The following is a 19693-nucleotide window of genomic DNA, read 5'->3' as shown; positions in this document are numbered from 1 at the left end:
GCGACAAAAGATCGCCGCACTCTAAGTGCAATGCCCTGCTGGCAGGACCAGGAATGGCCGCGGGCTAGACTGCTGGCCCCGTTTTCCGTGAACTCCTGCCTGCCATGACCGCGATCTCCGAAGCCCAGCTTCAAGCCCTGCTGCAAGCCGTGACCGACCCCTGCAGCGGCCGCACGCTGGGCGAGACCAGGGCGATCCGGTCGGTCAGGGTCGAGGGCGCGGACGTCGTCGTCGACGTCGAGCTCGGCTACCCGGCCGCCAGCCAGCATGCGGCCCTGCGCGCGGCGCTGGTGGCGGCCGCCAAGGGCGTGGCCGGCGTCGGCAAGGTCAGCGTCGGCATCTCGACCCGGGTCGTCGCCCATGCGGTGCAGCGCGGCGTGCAGCTGCTGCCGGGCGTGAAGAACATCATCGCCGTCGCCTCCGGCAAGGGTGGCGTCGGCAAGAGCACGACGGCCGCCAACCTGGCGCTGGCCCTGGCCGCCGAGGGTGCCCGCGTGGGCGTGCTGGATGCCGACGTCTACGGTCCCAGCCAGCCGCTGATGCTGGGCGCCAGCGGCCGGCCCGAGACGCTGGACGGCCAGAACATGGAGCCGCACATCGCCCACGGCCTGCAGGTCAACTCCATCGGCTTCCTGGTCGACGAGGACCAGGCCATGATCTGGCGCGGCCCGATGGCCACGCAGGCGCTGGAGCAGCTGCTGCGCCAGACCCGCTGGCAGGAGCTGGACTACCTCGTCGTCGACATGCCCCCGGGCACCGGCGACATCCAGCTGACGCTGTCGCAGCGCGTGCCCGTCACCGGCGCCGTCATCGTGACCACGCCGCAGGACATCGCACTGATCGACGCGAAGAAGGGCCTGAAGATGTTCGAGAAGGTCGGCGTGCCCATCCTCGGCATCGTCGAGAACATGGCCGTGCACGTCTGCTCCAACTGCGGCCACGCCGAGCACATCTTCGGCGCCGAGGGCGGCGCCAGGATGGCGGCCCAGTACGGCACCGAGCTGCTGGCCGCGCTGCCGCTGGCGATGAGCATCCGCGCCCAGGCCGACTCGGGCACGCCCACCGTGGCCGCCGAGCCGGACGGCGACGTGGCCGCCCTCTACAAGGCGCTGGCGCGCCGCGTGGCGGCCAAGATCGCGGCCCAGGGCAAGGACTACTCGGCCAGGTTCCCGAGCATCTCGATCTCCAAGTCCACCTGAGCCCCTTGCCCGACAGCACCCCCGGAATGCCCTCAGTGGACAAGGGCTCTCCTTTGTGAAGAAATCACCCTGCGGCGACCCGCGACGGCCGCTGGCGAGATTCGTTCCTGCACAAGAGCGGGCCCTGCCCGCAGGAGACAGCCGAATGGACATGAACCGGAGGCAATTCTTCCGGGTGAGCGGCGCGGGGCTGGCGGCGTCCAGCCTCGTGGCGCTGGGGTTCTCGCCGACGGCCGCCCTGGCCGAGGCGCGCAACTTCAAGCTCGCCCGGGCGACCGAGACCCGCAACACCTGCCCCTACTGCTCGGTGGGCTGCGGCATCATCATGTACAGCCTGGGCGACAAGGCCAAGAACGTCACGTCGTCCATCATCCACATCGAGGGCGACCCGGACCACCCGGTCAACCGCGGCACCCTCTGCCCCAAGGGCGCGGGCCTGCTGGACTTCGTGCACAGCCCCAACCGGCTGAAGTACCCGGAGATCCGCGAGCCGGGCGGCACCGAATGGAAGCGCGTCGGCTGGGACGAAGCGCTGGGCCGCCTCGTCAAGCTGATGAAGGCCGACCGCGACGCCAACTTCGTCGCCCAGAACGCCGACGGCAAGACGGTGAACCGCTGGCTGACCACCGGCATGCTGTGCGCGAGCGCGTCCTCCAACGAAACGGGCTACATCACCCACAAGGCGATGCGCTCGATGGGGATGCTGGTCTTCGACAACCAGGCGCGCGTCTGACACGCCCCGACGGTGGCCAGTCTGGCCCCGACGTTTGGGCGCGGTGCGATGACCAACCACTGGGTGGACATCAAGAACGCCGATGTCGTGCTCATCATGGGCGGCAATGCCGCCGAGGCCCATCCCTGCGGCTTCAAGTGGGTCATCGAGGCCAAGCAGCACAACAAGGCCAAGCTCGTCGTTGTGGACCCGCGCTTCACGCGCTCGGCCGCGATGAGCGATTACTACGCGCCCATCCGGGCCGGGTCTGACATCGCCTTCCTGGGCGGCGTCATCAACTACCTGCTCAGCCACGACAAGATCCAGCACGAGTACGTCAAGACCTATACCAACGCCAGCTTCATCGTCGGCGAGGACTACAGGTTCGAGGACGGCATCTTCTCGGGCTACGACGAGGCCAAGCGCCGCTACGACCCGAAGAGCTGGGGCTACGAGCTGGACGAGAAAGGCTTCGCCAAGGTCGACCCGACGCTGCAGCACCCGCGCTGCGTGCTCAATGTGATGAAGGCGCATTACGCGCGCTACACGCCCGAGCAGGTCAGCAGGATCACCGGCACGCCCAAGGACAAGTTCCTGAAGGTCTGCGAGATGATCGCGGAGACGGCCCGGCCCGACCGGGTCATGACCATCATGTATGCGCTGGGCTGGACGCAGCACAGCTACGGCTCGCAGATGATCCGCACCGGCGCCATCGTGCAGCTGCTGCTGGGCAATATCGGCCTGCCCGGCGGCGGCATGAACGCGCTGCGCGGCCACAGCAACATCCAGGGCCTGACCGACCTGGGCCTGCTGTCCACGTCGCTTACCGGCTATATGAGCCTGGCCCGCGACAGCGAGCAGGATCTCGAGACCTACTACAAGCCCCGCGCGACCAAGCCGCTGCGGCCCGGCCAGACGAGCTTCTGGCAGAACTATCCCAAGTTCTTCGTCAGCCAGCAAAAGGCCTGGTGGGGCAAGGCCGCGACGGCCGAGAACGACTGGGCCTTCCACTACCTGCCCAAGTGGGACAAGGCCTACGACGTGCTGCAGACCTTCGAGATGATGAGCCAGGGCAAGCTCAACGGCTACATCTGCCAGGGCTTCAACCCGGTGGGCAGCTTCCCGAACAAGAAGAAGATCGTCGCCGGCCTGTCCAGGCTGAAGTTCCTCGCCATCATCGACCCGCTCAACACCGAGACCGCCGAGTTCTGGAAAAACCACGGCGAGCACCACGACGTGAAGAGCGAGGAGATCCAGACCACGGTGTTCCGCTTCCCCAGCACCTGCTTCGCCGAGGAGGACGGCTCGCTGACCAACTCCGGCCGCTGGCTGCAATGGCACTGGAAGGGCGCCGAGCCCCCCGGCGAAGCCATGGGCGACGCGGAGATCGTCGCGGAGCTGTTCACGCGCATGAAGGCGGCCTATGTGAAGGAGGGCGGCGCCTTCCCCGACCCCATCGTCAACCTGACCTGGCCCTATCTGCAGCCCACCCGCCCTTCCGCCGAGGAGCTGGCCAAGGAGTACAACGGCAAGGCCCTGGCCGACCTGCCCGACCCCAAGGACCCGACCAAGCTGCTGGCCAAGGCGGGCGAGCAGCTCAGCGGCTTCGGCCTGCTGCGCGACGACGGCAGCACGTCCAGCGGCTGCTGGATCTATGCCGGCGCCTGGACCCAGGCCGGCAACCAGATGGCCCGGCGCGACAACGCCGACCCCTGGGGCATCGGCCAGACGCTGAACTGGGCCTGGGCCTGGCCGGCCAACCGGCGCGTGCTCTACAACACCGCCTCCTGCGACCCGAGCGGCAGGCCCTGGAACGCCAGGCGCAAGCTCGTCGGCTGGACCGGCGACAAATGGGCCGGCTCCGACGTGCCCGACATCCGTCCCGACGCCAACCCGGGCGATGCCGACGCGGTGCGCCCCTTCATCATGACCGGCGAGGGCGTGGCCCGGCTGTTCGCGCCCAGCGGCATGGTGGACGGCCCGCTGCCCGAGCACTACGAGCCCTTCGAATCGCCGCTGGCCGCCAACCCGCTGCATCCGGGCAACGCCAGGGCCAAGTCCAACCCGGCCGCGCGCGTCTTCAAGGGCGACCAGGAGGCCTTCGGCGCGGCCAAGGACTTCCCCTATGTGGCCACGAGCTACCGGCTGACCGAGCACTTCCACTACTGGACCAAGAATGTGCGCACCTCGGCCGTCCTGCAGCCGCAGCAGTTCGTCGAGATCGGCGAGGAACTGGCCAAGGAGAAGGGCATCGCCAACGGCGACTGGGTCAAGGTCACGAGCAACCGCGGCTTCATCAAGGCCGTGGCCGTCGTGACCAAGCGCATCGCCTCGCTGGACGTGGACGGCCGGCGCGTGCACACCGTGGGCCTGCCCAACCACTGGGGCTTCGTCGGCGTGGCCAAGCCGGGCTATCTGGTCAACACGTTGACGCCCTTCGTGGGAGACGCCAATACCCAGACGCCCGAGTTCAAGAGCTTCACGGTGAATATCGAGAGGGCCTGACATGTCTTCACTCCAATCCCTCGACATCGCCAGGCGCTCGGCCACGACGACCCCGGCGCCCCAGGCGCGCACCCACGTCGCCGAGGTCGCCAAGCTCATCGACGTGTCCTCCTGCATCGGCTGCAAGGCCTGCCAGGTGGCCTGCATGCAGTGGAACGACCTGCGCGACGAGGTCGGCGACAACCACGGCAGCTACGACAACCCGCGCGACCTCACGCCGCAGAGCTGGACGGTGATGCGCTACTCCGAGGTGGAGGTCGAGCAGGGCCGGCTCGAATGGCTGATCCGCAAGGACGGCTGCATGCACTGCGAGGACCCGGGCTGCCTGAAGAGCTGCCCGGCGCCCGGCGCCATCGTGAAGTACACGAACGGCATCGTCGACTTCATCTCCGAGCACTGCATCGGCTGCGGCAACTGCGTGACCGGCTGCCCCTTCGACGTGCCGCGCATCAGCAAGGTCGACGCCAAGGCCTACAAGTGCAGCCTGTGCTCCGACCGCGTCGGCGTCGGCCTGGAGCCGGCCTGCGCCAAGGCCTGCCCGACCGGCGCGATCCGCTTCGGCACCAAGGAGGACATGCTGGACTTCGGCGCCGAGCGCGTCGTCGACCTGAAGGAGCGCGGCTATGCCAATGCCGGCGTCTACGACCCGGCCGGTGTGGGCGGCACCCACGTCGTCTATGTGCTGCAGCATGCCGACAAGCCCGAGCTCTACGACGGCCTGCCGGCCGATCCGAAGATCAGCCCGCTGGTCGCGCTGTGGAAGGGCGCGGCCAAGCCGCTCGCCGTCGCGGCCATGATCGGCGCGGCCGTGGCCGGCTTCTTCCACTACACCCGCGTCGGCCCGATCGAGACCCGGGACGACGAACCGGCCGAGAAGCTCTGAGGAGACTCACCATGGGCATCCGCTACCTGCCGCGCTACACCCCGGGCGAGCGCACCAACCACTGGCTCATCGTGCTGTTCTTCCTCGGCGCGGGCCTGTCGGGCCTGGCCTTCTTCCACCCGGGCCTGTACTTCCTCAGCGCGCTGTTCGGCGGCGGCGTCTGGGCGCGCATCCTGCACCCCTTCATGGGCCTGGCCATGGCGGCCTGCTTCCTCCTCATGTTCCTGAAGCTGAGGCAGCACAACCTGATGAACGACGCCGACCGCGAGTGGCTCAAGCACAGCGGCGAGATGCTGCGCGGCGACAAGAGCCGCATGCCGCCGGCAGGCCGCTACAACGCGGGCCAGAAGCAGGTATTCTGGCTGATGGTGTGGAGCGTGGCCGTGCTCGTGCTGACCGGCTTCATGTTCTGGCAGCCCTGGTTCGCCGACGCCTTCCCCATTCTGCTGCGGCGCATCGCCGTCGTGCTGCATGCGCTGTCAGCCACCGTGCTGATCCTGACCGTCATCGTCCACGTCTACGCGGCCATCTGGGTCAAGGGCACGCTGCGCGCGATGACGCGCGGCGACGTGTCCGAAGCCTGGGCGCGCCAGAATCACGCGCTGTGGCACCGCGAGATGACGGGCAAGCCATGAGCCTTGGCAGCCAGAAGATCCTCAGTCCCGAAGAGATTGCCGTCCGCGCCGGCGAGCAGCTGAGCTTCCTGCATCTGCCGGAACCGGGCCTGTTCGCCGAGCGCGCACGGCGCCTGCGGGCGCTGGCCGAGGGCCATGCGATGCGCGACTTCCTGCTCTTCGTCGCCGAGCTGGCCGAGGCCCAGCATCGCGCGCTGTCGGCCCGCGTCGCCGTGCCCCTGCCCGCGCCGGCGGACATCGCCGCCGCGGCCGATGCCGGCGAACCCCTGCTGCCGGCCGCAACCTTCCCGCGCGCGGCCGTCTGGCGCGCGTCCCTGCGCGGCCTGCTGGCCGACCTGGCCTGCCACCTGGCCGACGGCCCGGCCCGCGCCACCGCGCTGCGGCTGGCCCAGGCCGGCGACGAGCCGCTGGAGGCCCAGGCCGGTCGCCTGCTGTCCGGCGTCATGCTGGGGCTGGATCTGGCCGGCGCGCCGCTGATCGCCGCCGGCCTGCAGCTGCACTGGGTGCGCCTGGTGCAGCAGACGGCCGCGGCGCATGCCGGCGGCCCGGTCGCCCCCTTCGGCCGCATCGACGACCCCACCGCCTGCCCCTGCTGCGGCTCGCCGCCGGTCGCGTCCGTGGAGCGCCTGGGCGGCGAGGGCGCGCGCTACCTGGCCTGCGGCCTGTGCGCCACGCAATGGCATTACGTCCGCATCAAGTGCACGCGCTGCCAGAGCACCAAGGGCGTTTCGCTGCAAAGCCTGGTGGCCACGGACGACTGCGACACCACCACGGGCGCCGCCGTGCAGGCCGAGTGCTGCAGCGAATGCGGCCACTACCTGAAGCTGATGCACCCGGCGCGCGACAACGGCCTGGAGCCCGTCGCCGACGACCTCGCCAGCCTGACGCTGGACCTGCTGGTCAGCGAGGGCGGCCTGCAGCGCCACGGGCTCAACCTGCTGCTGCTGTTCGGCGCACCCGACGAGGCAGCGCCGCCCGGAAGGGAGCACTGATGGCCGCGCCCGACGAATCCGTGGTCCACGGTTCCAAGGCGAGTCCCAAAGACCTGCCGGCGCTGGACAAGCTGCTGCGCGACTGCGCGCCGCTCGTGGCCGAGCACGGCCACACGCTGGTGGCCGGCGAGGCGAGGGCGCTGCTCGACGGCCTGCGCCTGCGCGCCGTGGCCGGCCAGCTGGCCCGCATCGAACTGGACGCGCTGGCGCCGACGCTGGCCGCGCGTGTGCAGGCGCGGCTCGCGCCGGCCATGCGCGCCGTGCTCAACCTGAGCGGCACGGTCATCCACACCAACCTCGGCCGCGCGCTGCTGGCCGACGCGGCGCTGCAGCAGGTGCTGGCGCTGCTGGGCTCGCCCAACAACCTCGAATTCGACCTCGACACCGGCGGCCGCGGCGACCGCGACGACCTCATCGAGGGCCTGCTGTGCGAGCTGACCGGCGCCGAGGCGGCCACCGTCGTCAACAACAACGCCGCCGCCGTGCTGCTGGGCATCGCGGCCCTCGCGCGCGGCCGGGAGGCCATCGTGTCGCGCGGCGAGCTGGTCGAGATCGGCGGCGCTTTCCGCCTGCCCGACGTGATGGCCGCGGCCGGCGCCACGCTGGTGGAGGTGGGCACGACCAACCGCACCCACCCGCGCGACTACGAGCAGGCTGTTTCAGAGCGCACCGCGCTGATCGTCAAGGTCCACGCCAGCAATTACGCGGTGCAAGGCTTCACGGCCGCGGTGGACGAGGCCACGCTCGCGCCCATCGCGCACGCGGCCGGCCTGCCGCTGATGACCGACCTCGGCAGCGGCGCGCTGGTGGACCTGGCCAAGTACGGCCTGCCGGCCGAGCCGCTGCCGCAGGCCATGCTCGCGGCCGGCTGCGATGTCGTCACCTTCAGCGGCGACAAGCTGCTCGGCGGCCCGCAGGCCGGCCTCATCGTCGGCAGCCGCGAGGCCGTCGGTCGCATCCGCAAGTCGCCGATGAAGCGGGCGCTGCGCCTGTCCAAGCTGCCCTTCGCGGCGCTGGAGGCCACGCTGCGCCTCTACCTGCGGCCCGAGCGCCTGGCCCGCGACCTGCCCACGCTGCGCCTGCTGACGCGTCCGCAGGGCCAGATCGCCGCGCTCGCCGCGCGCCTGCAGCCGGAGCTGGCCGCCGCGGTGGCGCCGCGCTTCGGCGTCGAGGTGGTCGCGCTGCAGAGCCAGATCGGCTCCGGCTCCCTGCCCGTGGAGCGCCTGCCGTCCGCCGGCCTGGCCGTCACCGCGCTGGACGGCCGCGGCCGCATGCTGGAAGCCCTGGCCACCGCGCTGCGCGGCCTGCCGCGCCCGGTCATCGGCCGCATCCACGACGACCGCCTGCTGCTCGACCTGCGCTGCCTGGAAGAGCCGGCCCTGCTGAGCTCGCAGCTCGGCCTGCTGAAGGAGATGCTGGCGTGAAGGGCCCGCCATGATTGTGGGGACGGCCGGCCACATCGACCACGGCAAGACGACCCTCGTCCGCGCGCTGACCGGCGTGGACACCGACCGCCTGCCCGAGGAGAAGGCGCGCGGCATCAGCATCGAGCTGGGCTATGCCTACCTCGACGTGCCCGAGCATGATGAACGCATCGGCTTCATCGACGTGCCCGGCCACGAAAAGCTGGTCCACACCATGCTGGCCGGCGCCAGCGGCATCGACTTCGCGCTGCTGCTGGTGGCCGCGGACGACGGCGTGATGCCGCAGACCCGCGAGCATCTGGCCGTGCTGAGCCTGCTGGGCCTGACGCGCGGCGCCGCCGTCGTCACCAAGGTCGACCGCGCCGAGCCGGGCCGCGTCGCCGCGCTGGACGACGAGCTGCGCGCGCTGCTCGCCGGCACGGGCCTGGACGCCGCGCCCGTCCTCGCCGTGTCGGCGCTGACGGGGCAGGGCGTCGCCGAGCTGCGCGAGCTGCTCTTCGCCGCCGCGCGCCGCACGCCGCCGCGCAGCCCTGCCGGCCTCGCGGCCAGGCTGGCCGTGGACCGCGCCTTCAGCCTGGACGGCGTCGGCACCGTCGTCACCGGCACGCTGCACGCGGGCGAGATCGCCGTGGGCGACGAGCTGGTCGTGCAGGGGCTGCATGCCCGCGTGCGCAGCCTGCACGCGCAGAACCGCGCGGTGCAGCGCGCCCAGGCGGGCCAGCGCTGCGCCGTGGCCCTGGCCGGCCTCGCGCGCGCTCAGGCCGCGCGCGGCCAGTGGCTGACGGCGCCCGCCGCGGCCCTGGCCACCGAGCGCGTCGACGCGCGGCTGCGGCTGTGGCCCGGCGAACCGCGGCCGCTGCGCTCGGGCACGCGGGTGCATCTGCACCTCGGCGCCCAGGGCGTGATGGCCAGCATCGCCGTGCTGGAGGGCGACGCCATCGAACCCGGCGCTTCGGCCCGCGTGCAGCTGGTCTGCCACGCGGCGGTCGGCGCCTGGCGCGGCGACCGCCTGGTGCTGCGCGATGCCGGCGCCACGCGCACCGTTGCCGGCGGCGTCGTGCTCGACCCCTTCGCGCCGGCCCGCTACCGCCGCACGCCAGAGCGCCTGGCCGAGCTGGCGGCCTGCGAGCTGCCCACCGTCGCGCGCCGCCGCGAGCGGCTGCTGGCCCTGTCCGCGCTCGGCCTGGACCTGGGCCGCTTCGCGCGCGCCGAGGGCCTGGCCGAGGCGCAGCAGGGCTGGGCCCTCGGCGACGCGGCCAGCGAGGCGCTGACGCAGCGGCTGCTCGCCGCGCTGGCCGATTTCCACGCCCGCTCGCCCGACGAGCTCGGCCCCGACGGCGCGCGCCTGCGCCGCCTCGTCGCGCCGCGCCTGGCCGAGGCGCCGTGGCTGGAGCTGCTCGCCGGCCTGCGTGCCGCCGGCCGCGTCGCGCAGCGCGGCGCCTTCGTCCATCTGCCCGAGCACGGCGTGCAGCTGTCGGCCGTGGAGCGGCGCATCGCGCAGAAGATCGCGCCGCTGCTGGCCGCCGCGGGCGCCGACGGCGCCTGGGCGCGCGACCTGGCCCGGGACTGCGCCGAGCCCGAGCCGCTGCTGCGTGCGACGCTGGCCCGCCTGGCGCAGCAGGGCGAACTGCACCAGGTCGTGAGGGATCTGTTCTTCGACACCGCGACGATGACGGCGCTGGCCGCCACGACCCGCCGGCTGGCGGCCGGCGACGGATCGGTCACCGCCGCTGCCTTCCGCGACGCGACCGGCCTGGGCCGCAAGCGCGCCATCCAGGTGATGGAATACTTCGACCGCATCGGGCTGCTGCGCCGCGTCGGCGACGAGCACCGGCTGCGCGCGGACAGTGCGCTGTTCGACGAGCCAGGGAGTTGACGATGGAAAGAGAACGACACCGGTGTGTCGGCCGGGCTTCAAACCCGGTGGGTGGCGCCACGCGCCGCCGGGTGGGTTCGACTCCCTCCTCTTTCCGCCACTGACGGCTGCTGCACACTCGCGGCATGACGCCCGAACACATCGCATTGCAGGCCCTGCTGGGGCGCTACTCGGTCGGCCCCAGGCATCTGGTCGAACCCGGGCCGAGCGACGAGCAGCTCGCGCTGATGACTCAGGCCGCGCTGCGCGCGCCCGACCACGCCGAGTTAGTGCCTTACCGGTTCAAGCTGGTACGCGGCGCCGCAAAAGAGGGCATGGCCGCACTGTTCGCGGACGCGGCCCGCGCCGCCGGCAAGGGCGAGGAGGGCGCGGCGCTGGACGCCGAGCGCGCGCTGCGGCCGCCGCTCACGGTGGCCGTCGTCGCCCGCATCGACGCCGGCCACCCGCAGGTGCCGGCCCACGAGCAGTGGGCGGCCGTCGGCGGCGCCATCAGCAACTTCCTGACGGCGGCGCATCTGCTGGGCTTTGGCGGCAAGATGCTCAGCGGCGCCAAGGTGCGCAACCCGGCCATCGCGGCGGCCTTCTGCGAGCCCGGCGAGACGCTGCTCGGCTGGATCGCACTCGGCACGCCCGCGCGCCGCCCGGCCGGGCCGGCGCGCAAGCCGGGGCCGGCCGAGGTGCTGGTGGCCTGGACCGGGGGCGCCCGGCACGGCTGAGCGTTCAGCGGCCGCGCCGGCGTCGGCTCGCCCAGCCCAGGGCCAGCAGCCCGGCGGCGACCAGGGCGGTCGGCTCGGGCACGGTGTTGTTCACGTCCTTGATGCGCTGGGCCGTCACGAAGATGCCGTCCTCGGACTGGCCGGGCAGCGTGCCCACCTGGGTGACGGTGAAGGTGTCCAGCAGGTCGCCGTTGTAGTGCAGATCCCACAGCGGCGAGTTGGCGCCGAACTCGCTGGTCACGATGGTGTCGCCCAGCAGGCCGGCGAACTGGCCCGCGCCGGCCTTCTGCACGTCGGTGGCGTAGTTGGCGACGTAGAAGCCCTCCAGCGGGTTGCCCGACAGGCCGAGGTCCAGCGGCACGGTGCTGACCGTCTCGGCCAGCGAAATCCGGGTGGCGTTGCCGCTCGTGTCGCGCAGCTGCAGCACCGTCACGGTGCCGTCGGCCTTGATCGCGCGGATCAGGCCCGAGCCTTCGGAAGCCACCAGCAACTGGCCGGCGTACTTGCCGTAGTGGCTGGACGCGATGTCCATGCCCTCGGTGTCTTCGCCGACGCTGGCGATCAGCGTGCGCGTGCCGCCGGCGTCGTAGCTCAGGATGTGGCCGGTGGTCGTCGTCACGAGCATCCTGCCGCCGAAATTGGAGCCGGGGTCGAAGAAGATCTGGCGCACGGCCGAGCCGTCGTCCGTGCTGCCGAACAGCACCGGGGCGCCGCCGCCGGACGCGTAGCGGTAGATCCTGCTGTCGGCGCCGGAGGCGTAGATGGCGCCGGCGGCAAACCCGGCCTGGCCCAGGCCCGACGCCAGCACGGGCTCGCCGCCGCCCGTCGGCAGCGGGGCGCCGAATTTCTGCACGCTGCCACCGCCCAGGTCGCTCTGGTAGAGCTGCAGATTGTTGGTGCCGACATAGACGCTGCCGACGAATTTGTCGCCGGCATAGGTGATGCCGATGGTGTTGTTCTGGCCCAGCGCGGCGTTGATGGCGCTCGACGGGATGAAGGTCGAGAAGGTCACGGCGGCACCGGCGCCGCCGCTGGCCAGCAGCAGGCCCAGGCCGGCGAGGTGAAGCCGGGGGAAACGACGGGTCATGGTGGCCTCCTGATGGACTGCGCACGAATGATCAAATGGCCCGTTGCCTGCAGCAATATCTGGTCCAGTCGACCAAGTATCTGATTTGCTGGATCTTTTCCTGGACCCGCGCGCAGAAGGCGCCGGACTGTCAAGGCGGTCGACACCCGGGCCTGAGCTTGAAACGTTCGCCTGTGCCGATCTCGTCGCCCGCGGCCGGGTTGGCGCGGTTCGTGCAGTGCTGTGGAGGCAGGCGTTCTCGGCGGGCCGCGGGCCGCCTGAAAAATATCGGGCGAAGCGAGATGGAATTGACACTCCGGGTTCGCCCGGCTCCATGGGCCGTTCGGGCCGGCTGAAAAATACCGGGCGAAGCGAGATGGAACTGACCGAAGCCGCCTTACCCGACGGCGGCAGGCTCGTCACCGTTCATCAACCCCATTGCCCGAGCCTTCATCATCATGCGCAAGACGCTTTTGCTGCTGCCCCTGATCGGCGCCTCGGCCCTGGCCCACGACGGCCAGGGCGCGCCCGCATTGCACCTGCACGGCTGGGACGGCGCCGGCCTGTCGGCCCTGGTGGCCGCGGGGGCGATCGCGCTGTGGTGGCTGCTCAGGGGCTGCAGGTGATGCCCGGCCGGAGCGCCGGCCGGGTCGCTCGCACGGCTGCTTGATCTTCGAGGCCGAAGGCCGCGGTCAGCGCTTCCAGCCCGACGCGCGGGTCGTGCAGGCCCTGGTAGATCGGCGGGATGGGCTTGTCCACGCCGAACAGCCGGTACACCGCTTGCATCGCGCCATGCACCGAGTATTCGACCGTGTAGACCGTGTCGTCCGGCAGCTCCACATGCTGGCCCAGGAAGGCGAAGTTGGCCGTGCCCACCGGCAGCACCTTGGGCCGGTCGGCCGGCTTGCGCGGCGCGAACATGGCCGAGCCATAGGGCAGCATCACCGGCGTCACGTCGGTGCTGGCCAGCGCCGCGTCGCGGATGTCGGCCAAGCCCAGGTGGTGCAGCAGCTCGTCCAGGATCTCGTGGCCGCCGCACTGGGCCATGGGCTTGGCCACATGGTTGCCCGGCGCGTCGATGAATAGGCCATAGCCCCAGGCCGTGTAGGTGTCGGCCGGCATGGCGGGGAAATGCGGCTGGTGGGGCACGACCAGGGACATCAGCCAGCTGGAGTCCACCAGCGTCATCAGCGCGCCGGTGCCGGGCGGGTTGCCGCCGAAGGCGATGAGGCGGTCCAGCAGCGTGCGGCCGTGCATCGTCAGCGTGAAGGACTCCCATTTGTTGTCGTCCATGTTGAAGAAGGTCTGCGGGCGGCCGAAGTCGTCGGCCTTGCGGGCCAGCGTCTCCCACAGCGACCAGGCGCCGTCGCGGCGGTCGCGGATCAGGGCCGGGGCCTGGCTGTTGCTGCCATAGCTGGCGTCGGCGGTGATGGAGCCCAGCGTGACGAAGCAGGCGTCGCCGGCGGCCAGCGCCAGCGTCTGCCGGCCCCGGGCCGTCTGCACATGCAACTGCGTGGCGCGGCGGCGGGCGGGGTCGCGCTGGTCGAAATCGATGTCGGTCACGCGGTGGCCGAAGCGCACGTCCACGCCCTGGGCCAGCAGCCAGCGCTGCAGCGGCACCGCGATGGAGTCGTACTGGTTGTAGGGTGTGCGGCGCACCCCGGCCAGCGTGTGCATGCGCGGGAACTCCTGCAGGAAGCGCAGGAAATAGCGCCGCAACTCGATGGCGCTGTGCCAGTTCTGGAAGGCGAAGGTGGTGCGCCACATCTGCCAGAAGTTGCTCCGGAAGAAGTGCGCCGAGAAGAGTTCGTCGATGCGGCGCGCGCCCAGCAGGCCTTCGGGCGTGGCCAGCAGCCGCGTGAGCTCGGCGCGGTCGCGGCCGTCCAGGCCGTAGTGGCGGGCGTCGAGGATGCGCGGCCCCTGGCCGATCAGCCGGGCATGGGCCTCGGTGCGCACCTGTTCGTTGAAGGCCGCGATCTCCTGCCGCACCGACATCCCCGGCTTCTCCAGCGACGGGATGCCGTCCAGCAGGTTCCACAGGCACTGGTAGACCTCCTCGCACAGCATGCGCCCGCCGCGCGTGACGTAGCCGGCCTGCGTGGGCGAGGCGCCGCCGTCCAGGCAGCCACCGGCGATGCCGAGCTCTTCGAGGATGTGGATGCGGGCGCCGGGCATGCCGGCGTCGCGGATCAGGAAGCTGGCCGCGGCCATCGAGGCGATGCCGCCGCCGACGAGCCAGACGTCGGCGTTCTTGGGGTCGAGCATGGGAAGCGCGGCCGGTGCCGCGGGGAGTCCGTCGTGCAGCCACTCTAGGCCGCGGCGGCCGCGCCGGCCCTGATCCCCGTCAAAGGCTCAGCGCGTGACGATCATGCGCAGTCCCAGGCCGACGAAGACCGTGCCGGCGAGCCGGTCCAGCCAGGGACCGACCGCCGGCCGGCGGTTCAGCCAGGCGCCCACGCTGCCCGAGAACCAGCCCAGCAGCCCGAACAGCAGGGCCGCCTGCGCGGTGAAGATCAGGCCCAGCAGCCCCAGCTGCACCGGCACCGCGCCCTGCTGGGCGATGACGAACTGCGGCAGGAAGGCCAGGAAGAACAGCACCACCTTGGGGTTGATGGCATTGGCCACCAGCCCCTTCGCGAACAGCTGGCGCAGCGAGGCGCCGTTGCCCGCCACCCCGTCCACCCGGGCCCGGCCCGCATGCCGCCAGGCCTGCACGCCCATCCACACGAGATAGGCCCCGCCCACGGCCTTGAGCAGGCCGAAGGCCAGCGGCGACGCCGCCACCAGCGCGCTCACGCCCACCACGGCCAGCAGCGTGTGGCTGAGACAGCCCAATGCGCAGCCCAACCCGAAGGCCATGCCGGCGCGCCGCCCGCGCGACATGCCCATGCCGAGCACCATCAGGTTGTCCGGCCCCGGCGTGGCGGTCAGCACGAGGGCGGCGGCGAGGAAGGCGAGGGCTTGTGACAGGCTGAGCATGGCGCGATGCTAGCCGCCGCCCGTACGTTTGGCCGCCTTGGCGCCCCGCCCGCTGCTCATGCTGCGCCACTGCGGGTGGCGCTGGCGGCGCGGCGCATGGGCCATGACTTGCCAGCGGCGCCGACCTCGGCCGCGAGGGGCCGCGCAGCGGAAGCTGCGGTCAGAATCCGTCATCCCTGGTGATGACGATGGTCATGAGCGACGACGCCTTTATCTCGCCCGCGCAACTGCTGATCGGGCTGCATGTGCACCTCGATCTGCCGTGGACGCAGCATCCGTTCACGTTCTCGAGCTTCAAGATCAAGAGCCTGGAGCAGATCGAGACGCTGCAGTCGCTGGGCCTGGAGCGCATCCGCTATTCGCCGGCCAAGAGCGACGCGCAGCCGCTGGCGCTGCCGGCCGAGGCGCCGGCACCGGCGCACTCGCCGGGCGACGACGCGGCCTATGCGGCCAAGCGCGCCCGCATCGAGCGGCTGCTGGCGCAGCAGCAGCGCGCGGCGGCCTGCGAGCGCGAATTCCTGTCGGCGGTGCGGGCGCTCAAGGCGATGACGCAGAACGTGTTCGCGCGGCCCGAACAGGCGCGCGAGGAGGGGCTGGCCCTGATCAAGGCCATGGCCGACTCGATGCTCACGGATGCGGATGTCGCCATCAACCTGATGAAGGACAAGATCGGCAGCGAGGAGACCTATCACCACGCGCTGAACGTCACGCTGCTGGCGATGATGCTGGCCAAGGAGCTGAAGGCGCCGCCCGAGGCGATCCGCGTGATGGGCGTGGGCGCGCTGTTCCACGACATCGGCAAGCTGGAGCTGCCCGACTCGCTGGTGCGCAAGCAGGACGCGATGAGCAAGCCGGAGCGCAGCCTGTTCCAGCAGCATTGCGCCTATGGCGTGGACATCGCGCGCAAGCTGGGCCTGTCGGGCGAGGCGACGAGCATCATTGCCCAGCATCACGAGCATATGGACGGCAGCGGCTACCCCAAGGGCCTGCAGGGCCAGGCCATCTCGATGCTGGCGCGCATGGTGGGCCTGGTGAACGCCTACGACAACCTCTGCAACCCCAACAACCTCGCCCAGGCGCTCACGCCGCACGAGGCGCTGTCGGTGCTGTATGCGCAGCAGCGCTCGCGCTACGACGCCACGGCGCTGTCCACCTTCGTGCGCTGCATGGGCGTCTATCCGCCCGGCACGCTGGTCGTGCTGTCCAACGACTCCATGGGCATCGTCACCTCGGTCAACAGCAGCCGGCCGCTCAAGCCCACCGTGCTGGTCTACGACCCGAGCGTGCCCAAGGAGAGCGCCGTGCTGGTCGAGCTGGAGCTGGAGCCCGACGTCAGCATTGCCCGCACGCTGAAGCCCCAGCAACTGCCCCAGCCGGTGTACGACTACCTCTCGCCCCGCAAGCGCCAGGCCTATTACTTCGACGCGCAGCAGGCCCGCTGAAATGAAACGTCTGAAGCACTGTCTGCGGCTTCGCGCCTTGTTATCACTTGCGCTTCAGGCTGCGCGCCCGGCGCTACCCTGGCGCTGAGCGTCCACGGCCTGTGCAGGTCGATGACCGTCGGCGCGGCGTCGTGGGGCAGCCGGGTGCCGGGCCGTGCGTCAGTCCCGGAAGCTCGGCGTCGCCTTGCCCGCCATCATGGCCTGGGTCAGGTCTTCGCTCATCAGCATCGCCGCGTTCCAGGTCGCGATGTAGTTGAGGCCATCGGCCACCGAGTGGTCGCGGGCGTAGTTCAGCATCTCCTTGGTGCCGCGGATGGACAGCGGCGACTTGCCCGCGATGGCCGCGGCGACTTCGTGCACGCCGGCCTGCAGCGCCTCGCGGCCGTCGAACACGCGGTTGACGAGGCCGATCTCGCGCGCCTCGGCGGCCTCGACGCGGCGGCCCGTGTAGGCCAGCTCGCGCACCAGGCCCTGCGAGCCGACGATCTTGGGCAGGCGCTGCAGCGTGCCGACGTCGGCCACCATGCCGATGTCGATCTCCTTGATCGAGAAATAGGCGTCGGCGCTGCAGTAGCGCATGTCGGCGGCGCAGATCAGGTCGATGCCGCCGCCGACGCAGGCGCCGTGGATGGCCGCGAGCACGGGCTTGCGGCAGCGCTCCAGGCTGGTCAGCGTGTCCTGCATGTCGAGGATGACGCGGCGCAGCGCCTCGCGCGTGCGGCCGTCGCAGGGGTCCTGGATCTGCGGGGCGAGGCCCATCATCATCGAGAGGTCGATGCCGGCGGTGAAGTGCCTGCCTTCGCCCTCCAGCACGGCCACGCGCGCCTCGGGCTGGGCGTCCACCCAGTCGAAGGCGCGGCGGATGTCCTGCCACATGGCCGCGTTCATCGCGTTGGCCTTGTCGGGCCGGTTCAGGCGCACGGTGGCGATGTGGTCCTGGAGGGAGACATTCAGGGTTTCGAGTTGCATGGTGGGGGTTCAGCGTGGGGCGGTGTGCTCGCGCAGCCATTGCGCAAGCCGGAGTTCGTCGCTGTCGCCAGCGGCGACGGAGAGCATGGTCAGCGTGGCGCTGGCATCGTCGGCCGCCAGCTCGAAGCCGTTCAGCACGAGGAAGAGTTCCATCGCGACATAGGCGGTGCGCTTGTTGCCGTCGATGAAGGGGTGGTTCTTGGCCAGGCCCACGGCATAGGCGGCGGCGAGATCGAAGGCGTCGGGCTCGCCGTACAAGGCCAGGTTCTGCGGGCGGGCGAGGGCGGACTCGAACAGGCCTTCGTCACGCGTACCGGGCGCGCCGCCGTGTTCGGCGAGCTGCTCCAGGTGCACGGCCTGCAGCACGTCGGCATTGAGCCAGCGCCACTGGCGCGGCGGCCCGCTCACTTGGCCAGCTCGTGCAGCACGGCACGGCGCTTCTTCATGATGTCGCGTGCCGCGTCCATCTGCTCTTCGAATTCGGGGCTGTAGGGCGTCAGCAGCACGCCATTGACGGCTTCGGAGAGGTAGAGCACATCCCCCTTTTCCACCTTCAAGCGCGCCAATACCTCCTTGGGCAGGATGACGCCCACCGAGTTGCCGATCTGGGTCAGTTTGAGTGCGCTCATGGGTTGATTCCGTTATAACGTCTGTAATACTAGCTGCCGCCCTTGCCGACCACAAGCCAGGAGTGCCCTCGACATGAAACGCCGCAACTTCCTCAGCGCCGCGCCGGCGCTCTCGGCCTCCGCAGCACTGGCCGTCGCGGATTTCCGCTGGTCCGAGCTGAGCGCTGCCGAGGCCAGCCGCGAGATGGCCGAGGAGCGGCTCACGTCGCTGGCGCTGACGCAGGCCTACCTCGCCCGCATCGCCGCTGTCGACCGCGCGGGGCCAAAGCTGAACAGCGTCATCGAACTCAACCCGGATGCTGAAGGCCTTGCCGCCGAGCGCGATGCCGAGCGCGCCGCCGGCAGGCTGCGCGGCCCGCTGCACGGCCTGCCGGTGCTGCTGAAGGACAACATCGCGACGCACGACCGCATGTCCAACACGGCCGGCTCCATCGCACTGGCCGGCGTGCCCGTGGCGCGCGACGCGACGCTGGTGGTGCGGCTGCGCGAGGCGGGCGCCGTCATCCTCGGCAAGACCAATCTGTCGGAGTGGGCCAATGCCCGCGGCAAGGCCTCGGTCAGCGGCTGGAGCTCGCGCGGCGGCCAGACGCTCAACCCCTATGCGCTGGACCGCTCGCCCAGCGGCTCCTCCTCCGGCACCGGCGCCGCGCTGGCCGCCAACCTCGCGCTGCTGGGCGTGGGCACGGAGACCGACGGCTCCGTCACATCGCCCGCCGCGGTGCAGGGCCTGGTGGGCGTGAAGCCGACGCTGGGCCTGGTGTCGCGCCACGGCATCGTGCCCATCGCGTTCTCGCAGGACACGGCCGGCCCGATGTGCCGCAGCGTGGCCGACGCGGCGCTGCTGCTGTGGGCACTGGCCGGCGCGGACCCAGCCGATCCCGCCACCCGCGCGCAGCAGGGCCGCTTCGACCGTGACGCGCTGCTGAAGCCGGCGCCCGGCGCGCTGAAGGGCCGGCGCCTGGGCGTGGCCACCAACCTCGTCGAGGGCCATGGCCGCGCCACCGTCGCGCTGTTCGACGCCGCGCTGCAGGTGCTGGAGGCCGCCGGCGCGACGCTGGTGCGCGCGCCGCTGCCGCAGCTGCCCGCGATGGGCGCGGACGAGATGGACGTGCTGGTCACCGAGATGGCACCGGGCATGGCCGACTATCTGCGGGACTTCGCGCCCGCCGGCCCGTTCAAGACCCTGGCCGACCTCGTCGCCTTCAACCGGGCCCACCCCGAGACCCTGGCCCTGTTCGGCCAGGAATGGTTCGAGGCCGCGGTCGCGTCCGTCCAGGCGGGCGGCATCAAGGCGCCCAAATACCTGAAGGCCCACGCCGCGGCCCGGCGCGCCGCGCGTGCCCAGGGCATCGACGCGATGCTGAAGCGGCACAGGCTGGACGCCATCGTCGCGCCGACTTCCGGCCCCGCCTGGCTCACCGACAACGTCAAGGGCGACCAGGACACCGCGCCCGCGGCGACCACGCCGGCCGCCGTGGCCGGCTATCCGCATGTGACCGTGCCCATGGGCCAGGTCAGCGGGCTGCCGGTGGGCCTGAGTTTCTTCGGCACCGCGTGGACCGACGCGACACTGCTGGCCCTTGCCGCAGACTACGAGCAGCGCACCCGGCTGCGCCGCGAACCCCAATTCAAGCCCACAGCAATTTGAAGCCCCTCGTCCAAGGCG

General features: G+C 71.1%; 17 protein-coding genes and 1 tRNA gene. 12 read left to right on the top strand and 6 right to left on the bottom strand.

Features of this window, described 5'->3' with window-relative positions; genetic code table 11:
* Positions 1-104: 104 nt before the first annotated feature.
* The 9 genes from apbC to NYP07_RS09080 all read left to right on the top strand — a co-directional run bounded on the left by apbC (position 105) and on the right by NYP07_RS09080 (position 10942).
* Entirely contained in the window at positions 105-1199 is a 1095-nt protein-coding gene (gene apbC / locus NYP07_RS09120; protein ID WP_268149583.1) for an iron-sulfur cluster carrier protein ApbC, read from the top strand.
* Between the two features lie 145 nt (positions 1200-1344).
* Positions 1345-4416 carry a formate dehydrogenase-N subunit alpha gene (gene fdnG / locus NYP07_RS09115; protein WP_268149581.1) on the top strand — a complete coding sequence of 1024 codons (3072 nt, stop codon included), beginning with the start codon at positions 1345-1347 and terminating at the stop codon, positions 4414-4416.
* A 1-nt stretch (position 4417) separates the two neighbouring features.
* A complete protein-coding gene (gene fdxH, locus NYP07_RS09110; RefSeq protein ID WP_268149579.1) occupies positions 4418-5299 on the top strand; it encodes a formate dehydrogenase subunit beta in 882 nt (293 codons plus the stop codon).
* An 11-nt stretch (positions 5300-5310) separates the two neighbouring features.
* Positions 5311-5934, top strand: coding sequence for a formate dehydrogenase subunit gamma (locus NYP07_RS09105; RefSeq protein WP_268149577.1), 624 nt, complete (start codon positions 5311-5313; stop codon positions 5932-5934).
* Complete coding sequence (fdhE, locus tag NYP07_RS09100) at positions 5931-6926, top strand: formate dehydrogenase accessory protein FdhE (RefSeq protein WP_268149575.1); 996 nt, start codon at positions 5931-5933, stop codon at positions 6924-6926. Before NYP07_RS09105 ends, fdhE begins: the two co-directional genes overlap by 4 nt.
* Positions 6926-8350: an L-seryl-tRNA(Sec) selenium transferase gene (gene selA, locus NYP07_RS09095; protein ID WP_268149573.1), complete on the top strand. Its 1425-nt coding sequence runs from the start codon at positions 6926-6928 to the stop codon at positions 8348-8350. Before fdhE ends, selA begins: the two co-directional genes overlap by 1 nt.
* Positions 8351-8360: 10 nt before the next feature.
* Complete coding sequence (selB, locus tag NYP07_RS09090; RefSeq protein ID WP_268149571.1) at positions 8361-10226, top strand: selenocysteine-specific translation elongation factor; 1866 nt, start codon at positions 8361-8363, stop codon at positions 10224-10226.
* 4 nt (positions 10227-10230) lie between these two features.
* Positions 10231-10326 (top strand) — tRNA-Sec (locus tag NYP07_RS09085).
* A 25-nt stretch (positions 10327-10351) separates the two neighbouring features.
* Complete coding sequence (locus tag NYP07_RS09080) at positions 10352-10942, top strand: nitroreductase family protein (protein ID WP_268149569.1); 591 nt, start codon at positions 10352-10354, stop codon at positions 10940-10942.
* A gap of 4 nt (positions 10943-10946) precedes the next feature.
* On the opposite strand, the gene NYP07_RS09075 is transcribed toward NYP07_RS09080, so the two are convergent.
* Positions 10947-12029, bottom strand: a complete 1083-nt coding sequence (locus NYP07_RS09075; RefSeq protein ID WP_268149567.1) for a hypothetical protein — start codon at positions 12027-12029, stop codon at positions 10947-10949.
* Positions 12030-12466: 437 nt separating this feature from the next.
* On the opposite strand from NYP07_RS09075, the gene NYP07_RS09070 reads away from it, so the two are divergent.
* Positions 12467-12634, top strand: a complete 168-nt coding sequence (locus NYP07_RS09070; RefSeq protein ID WP_268149566.1) for a hypothetical protein — start codon at positions 12467-12469, stop codon at positions 12632-12634.
* Here the strand turns inward: NYP07_RS09070 and NYP07_RS09065 are convergent.
* Together NYP07_RS09065 and NYP07_RS09060 are read right to left on the bottom strand one after the other, a co-directional pair.
* Complete coding sequence (locus NYP07_RS09065) at positions 12618-14273, bottom strand: oleate hydratase (RefSeq protein ID WP_268149564.1); 1656 nt, start codon at positions 14271-14273, stop codon at positions 12618-12620. The two genes, NYP07_RS09070 and NYP07_RS09065, sit on opposite strands and share 17 nt — an antisense overlap.
* Before the next feature lie 87 nt (positions 14274-14360).
* A complete protein-coding gene (locus NYP07_RS09060) occupies positions 14361-14987 on the bottom strand; it encodes a LysE family translocator (RefSeq protein ID WP_268149562.1) in 627 nt (208 codons plus the stop codon).
* Between the two features lie 182 nt (positions 14988-15169).
* Between NYP07_RS09060 and NYP07_RS09055 the strand changes: the two genes are divergently transcribed.
* A complete protein-coding gene (locus NYP07_RS09055; RefSeq protein ID WP_268149560.1) occupies positions 15170-16429 on the top strand; it encodes a cyclic di-GMP phosphodiesterase in 1260 nt (419 codons plus the stop codon).
* A gap of 159 nt (positions 16430-16588) precedes the next feature.
* On the opposite strand, the gene NYP07_RS09050 is transcribed toward NYP07_RS09055, so the two are convergent.
* Genes NYP07_RS09050 through NYP07_RS09040 form a run of 3 tightly spaced genes read right to left on the bottom strand, consistent with a single transcriptional unit; the run spans position 16589 to position 18027 of the window.
* Complete coding sequence (locus NYP07_RS09050) at positions 16589-17398, bottom strand: crotonase/enoyl-CoA hydratase family protein (protein ID WP_268149558.1); 810 nt, start codon at positions 17396-17398, stop codon at positions 16589-16591.
* Positions 17399-17407: 9 nt separating this feature from the next.
* Entirely contained in the window at positions 17408-17806 is a 399-nt protein-coding gene (locus NYP07_RS09045; RefSeq protein ID WP_268149556.1) for a type II toxin-antitoxin system death-on-curing family toxin, read from the bottom strand.
* Positions 17803-18027, bottom strand: a complete 225-nt coding sequence (locus tag NYP07_RS09040) for an AbrB/MazE/SpoVT family DNA-binding domain-containing protein (RefSeq protein WP_132576143.1) — start codon at positions 18025-18027, stop codon at positions 17803-17805. The genes NYP07_RS09045 and NYP07_RS09040 overlap by 4 nt, the downstream gene beginning before the upstream one ends.
* Before the next feature lie 73 nt (positions 18028-18100).
* Here NYP07_RS09040 and NYP07_RS09035 point away from each other — a divergent pair, with 73 nt between their 5' ends.
* Positions 18101-19675 (top strand): amidase, encoded by a 1575-nt coding sequence (locus NYP07_RS09035; RefSeq protein WP_268149552.1) that lies wholly within the window; start codon positions 18101-18103, stop codon positions 19673-19675.
* The last annotated feature ends 18 nt before the right edge of the window (positions 19676-19693 follow it).

Source organism: Pelomonas aquatica (assembly GCF_026712205.1).
GTDB lineage: Bacteria > Pseudomonadota > Gammaproteobacteria > Burkholderiales > Burkholderiaceae_C > Pelomonas > Pelomonas aquatica.
Note: the sequence above shows the minus strand (reverse complement) of the source record. Positions and strands in the feature narration are given on the sequence as shown.

What these genes read in the sequence shown, in the direction of transcription:
- apbC (WP_268149583.1), top strand. Translation starts at nt 105, where the DNA reads ATGACCGCGATCTCCGAAGCCCAGCTTCAAGCCCTGCTGCAAGCCGTG.
- fdxH (WP_268149579.1), top strand. Translation starts at nt 4,418, where the DNA reads ATGTCTTCACTCCAATCCCTCGACATCGCCAGGCGCTCGGCCACGACG.
- NYP07_RS09105 (WP_268149577.1), top strand. Translation starts at nt 5,311, where the DNA reads ATGGGCATCCGCTACCTGCCGCGCTACACCCCGGGCGAGCGCACCAAC.
- fdhE (WP_268149575.1), top strand. Translation starts at nt 5,931, where the DNA reads ATGAGCCTTGGCAGCCAGAAGATCCTCAGTCCCGAAGAGATTGCCGTC.
- selA (WP_268149573.1), top strand. Translation starts at nt 6,926, where the DNA reads ATGGCCGCGCCCGACGAATCCGTGGTCCACGGTTCCAAGGCGAGTCCC.
- selB (WP_268149571.1), top strand. Translation starts at nt 8,361, where the DNA reads ATGATTGTGGGGACGGCCGGCCACATCGACCACGGCAAGACGACCCTC.
- NYP07_RS09080 (WP_268149569.1), top strand. Translation starts at nt 10,352, where the DNA reads ATGACGCCCGAACACATCGCATTGCAGGCCCTGCTGGGGCGCTACTCG.
- NYP07_RS09075 (WP_268149567.1), bottom strand. Translation starts at nt 12,029, where the DNA reads ATGACCCGTCGTTTCCCCCGGCTTCACCTCGCCGGCCTGGGCCTGCTG.
- NYP07_RS09070 (WP_268149566.1), top strand. Translation starts at nt 12,467, where the DNA reads ATGCGCAAGACGCTTTTGCTGCTGCCCCTGATCGGCGCCTCGGCCCTG.
- NYP07_RS09065 (WP_268149564.1), bottom strand. Translation starts at nt 14,273, where the DNA reads ATGCTCGACCCCAAGAACGCCGACGTCTGGCTCGTCGGCGGCGGCATC.
- NYP07_RS09060 (WP_268149562.1), bottom strand. Translation starts at nt 14,987, where the DNA reads ATGCTCAGCCTGTCACAAGCCCTCGCCTTCCTCGCCGCCGCCCTCGTG.
- NYP07_RS09055 (WP_268149560.1), top strand. Translation starts at nt 15,170, where the DNA reads ATGACGATGGTCATGAGCGACGACGCCTTTATCTCGCCCGCGCAACTG.
- NYP07_RS09050 (WP_268149558.1), bottom strand. Translation starts at nt 17,398, where the DNA reads ATGCAACTCGAAACCCTGAATGTCTCCCTCCAGGACCACATCGCCACC.
- NYP07_RS09040 (WP_132576143.1), bottom strand. Translation starts at nt 18,027, where the DNA reads ATGAGCGCACTCAAACTGACCCAGATCGGCAACTCGGTGGGCGTCATC.
- NYP07_RS09035 (WP_268149552.1), top strand. Translation starts at nt 18,101, where the DNA reads ATGAAACGCCGCAACTTCCTCAGCGCCGCGCCGGCGCTCTCGGCCTCC.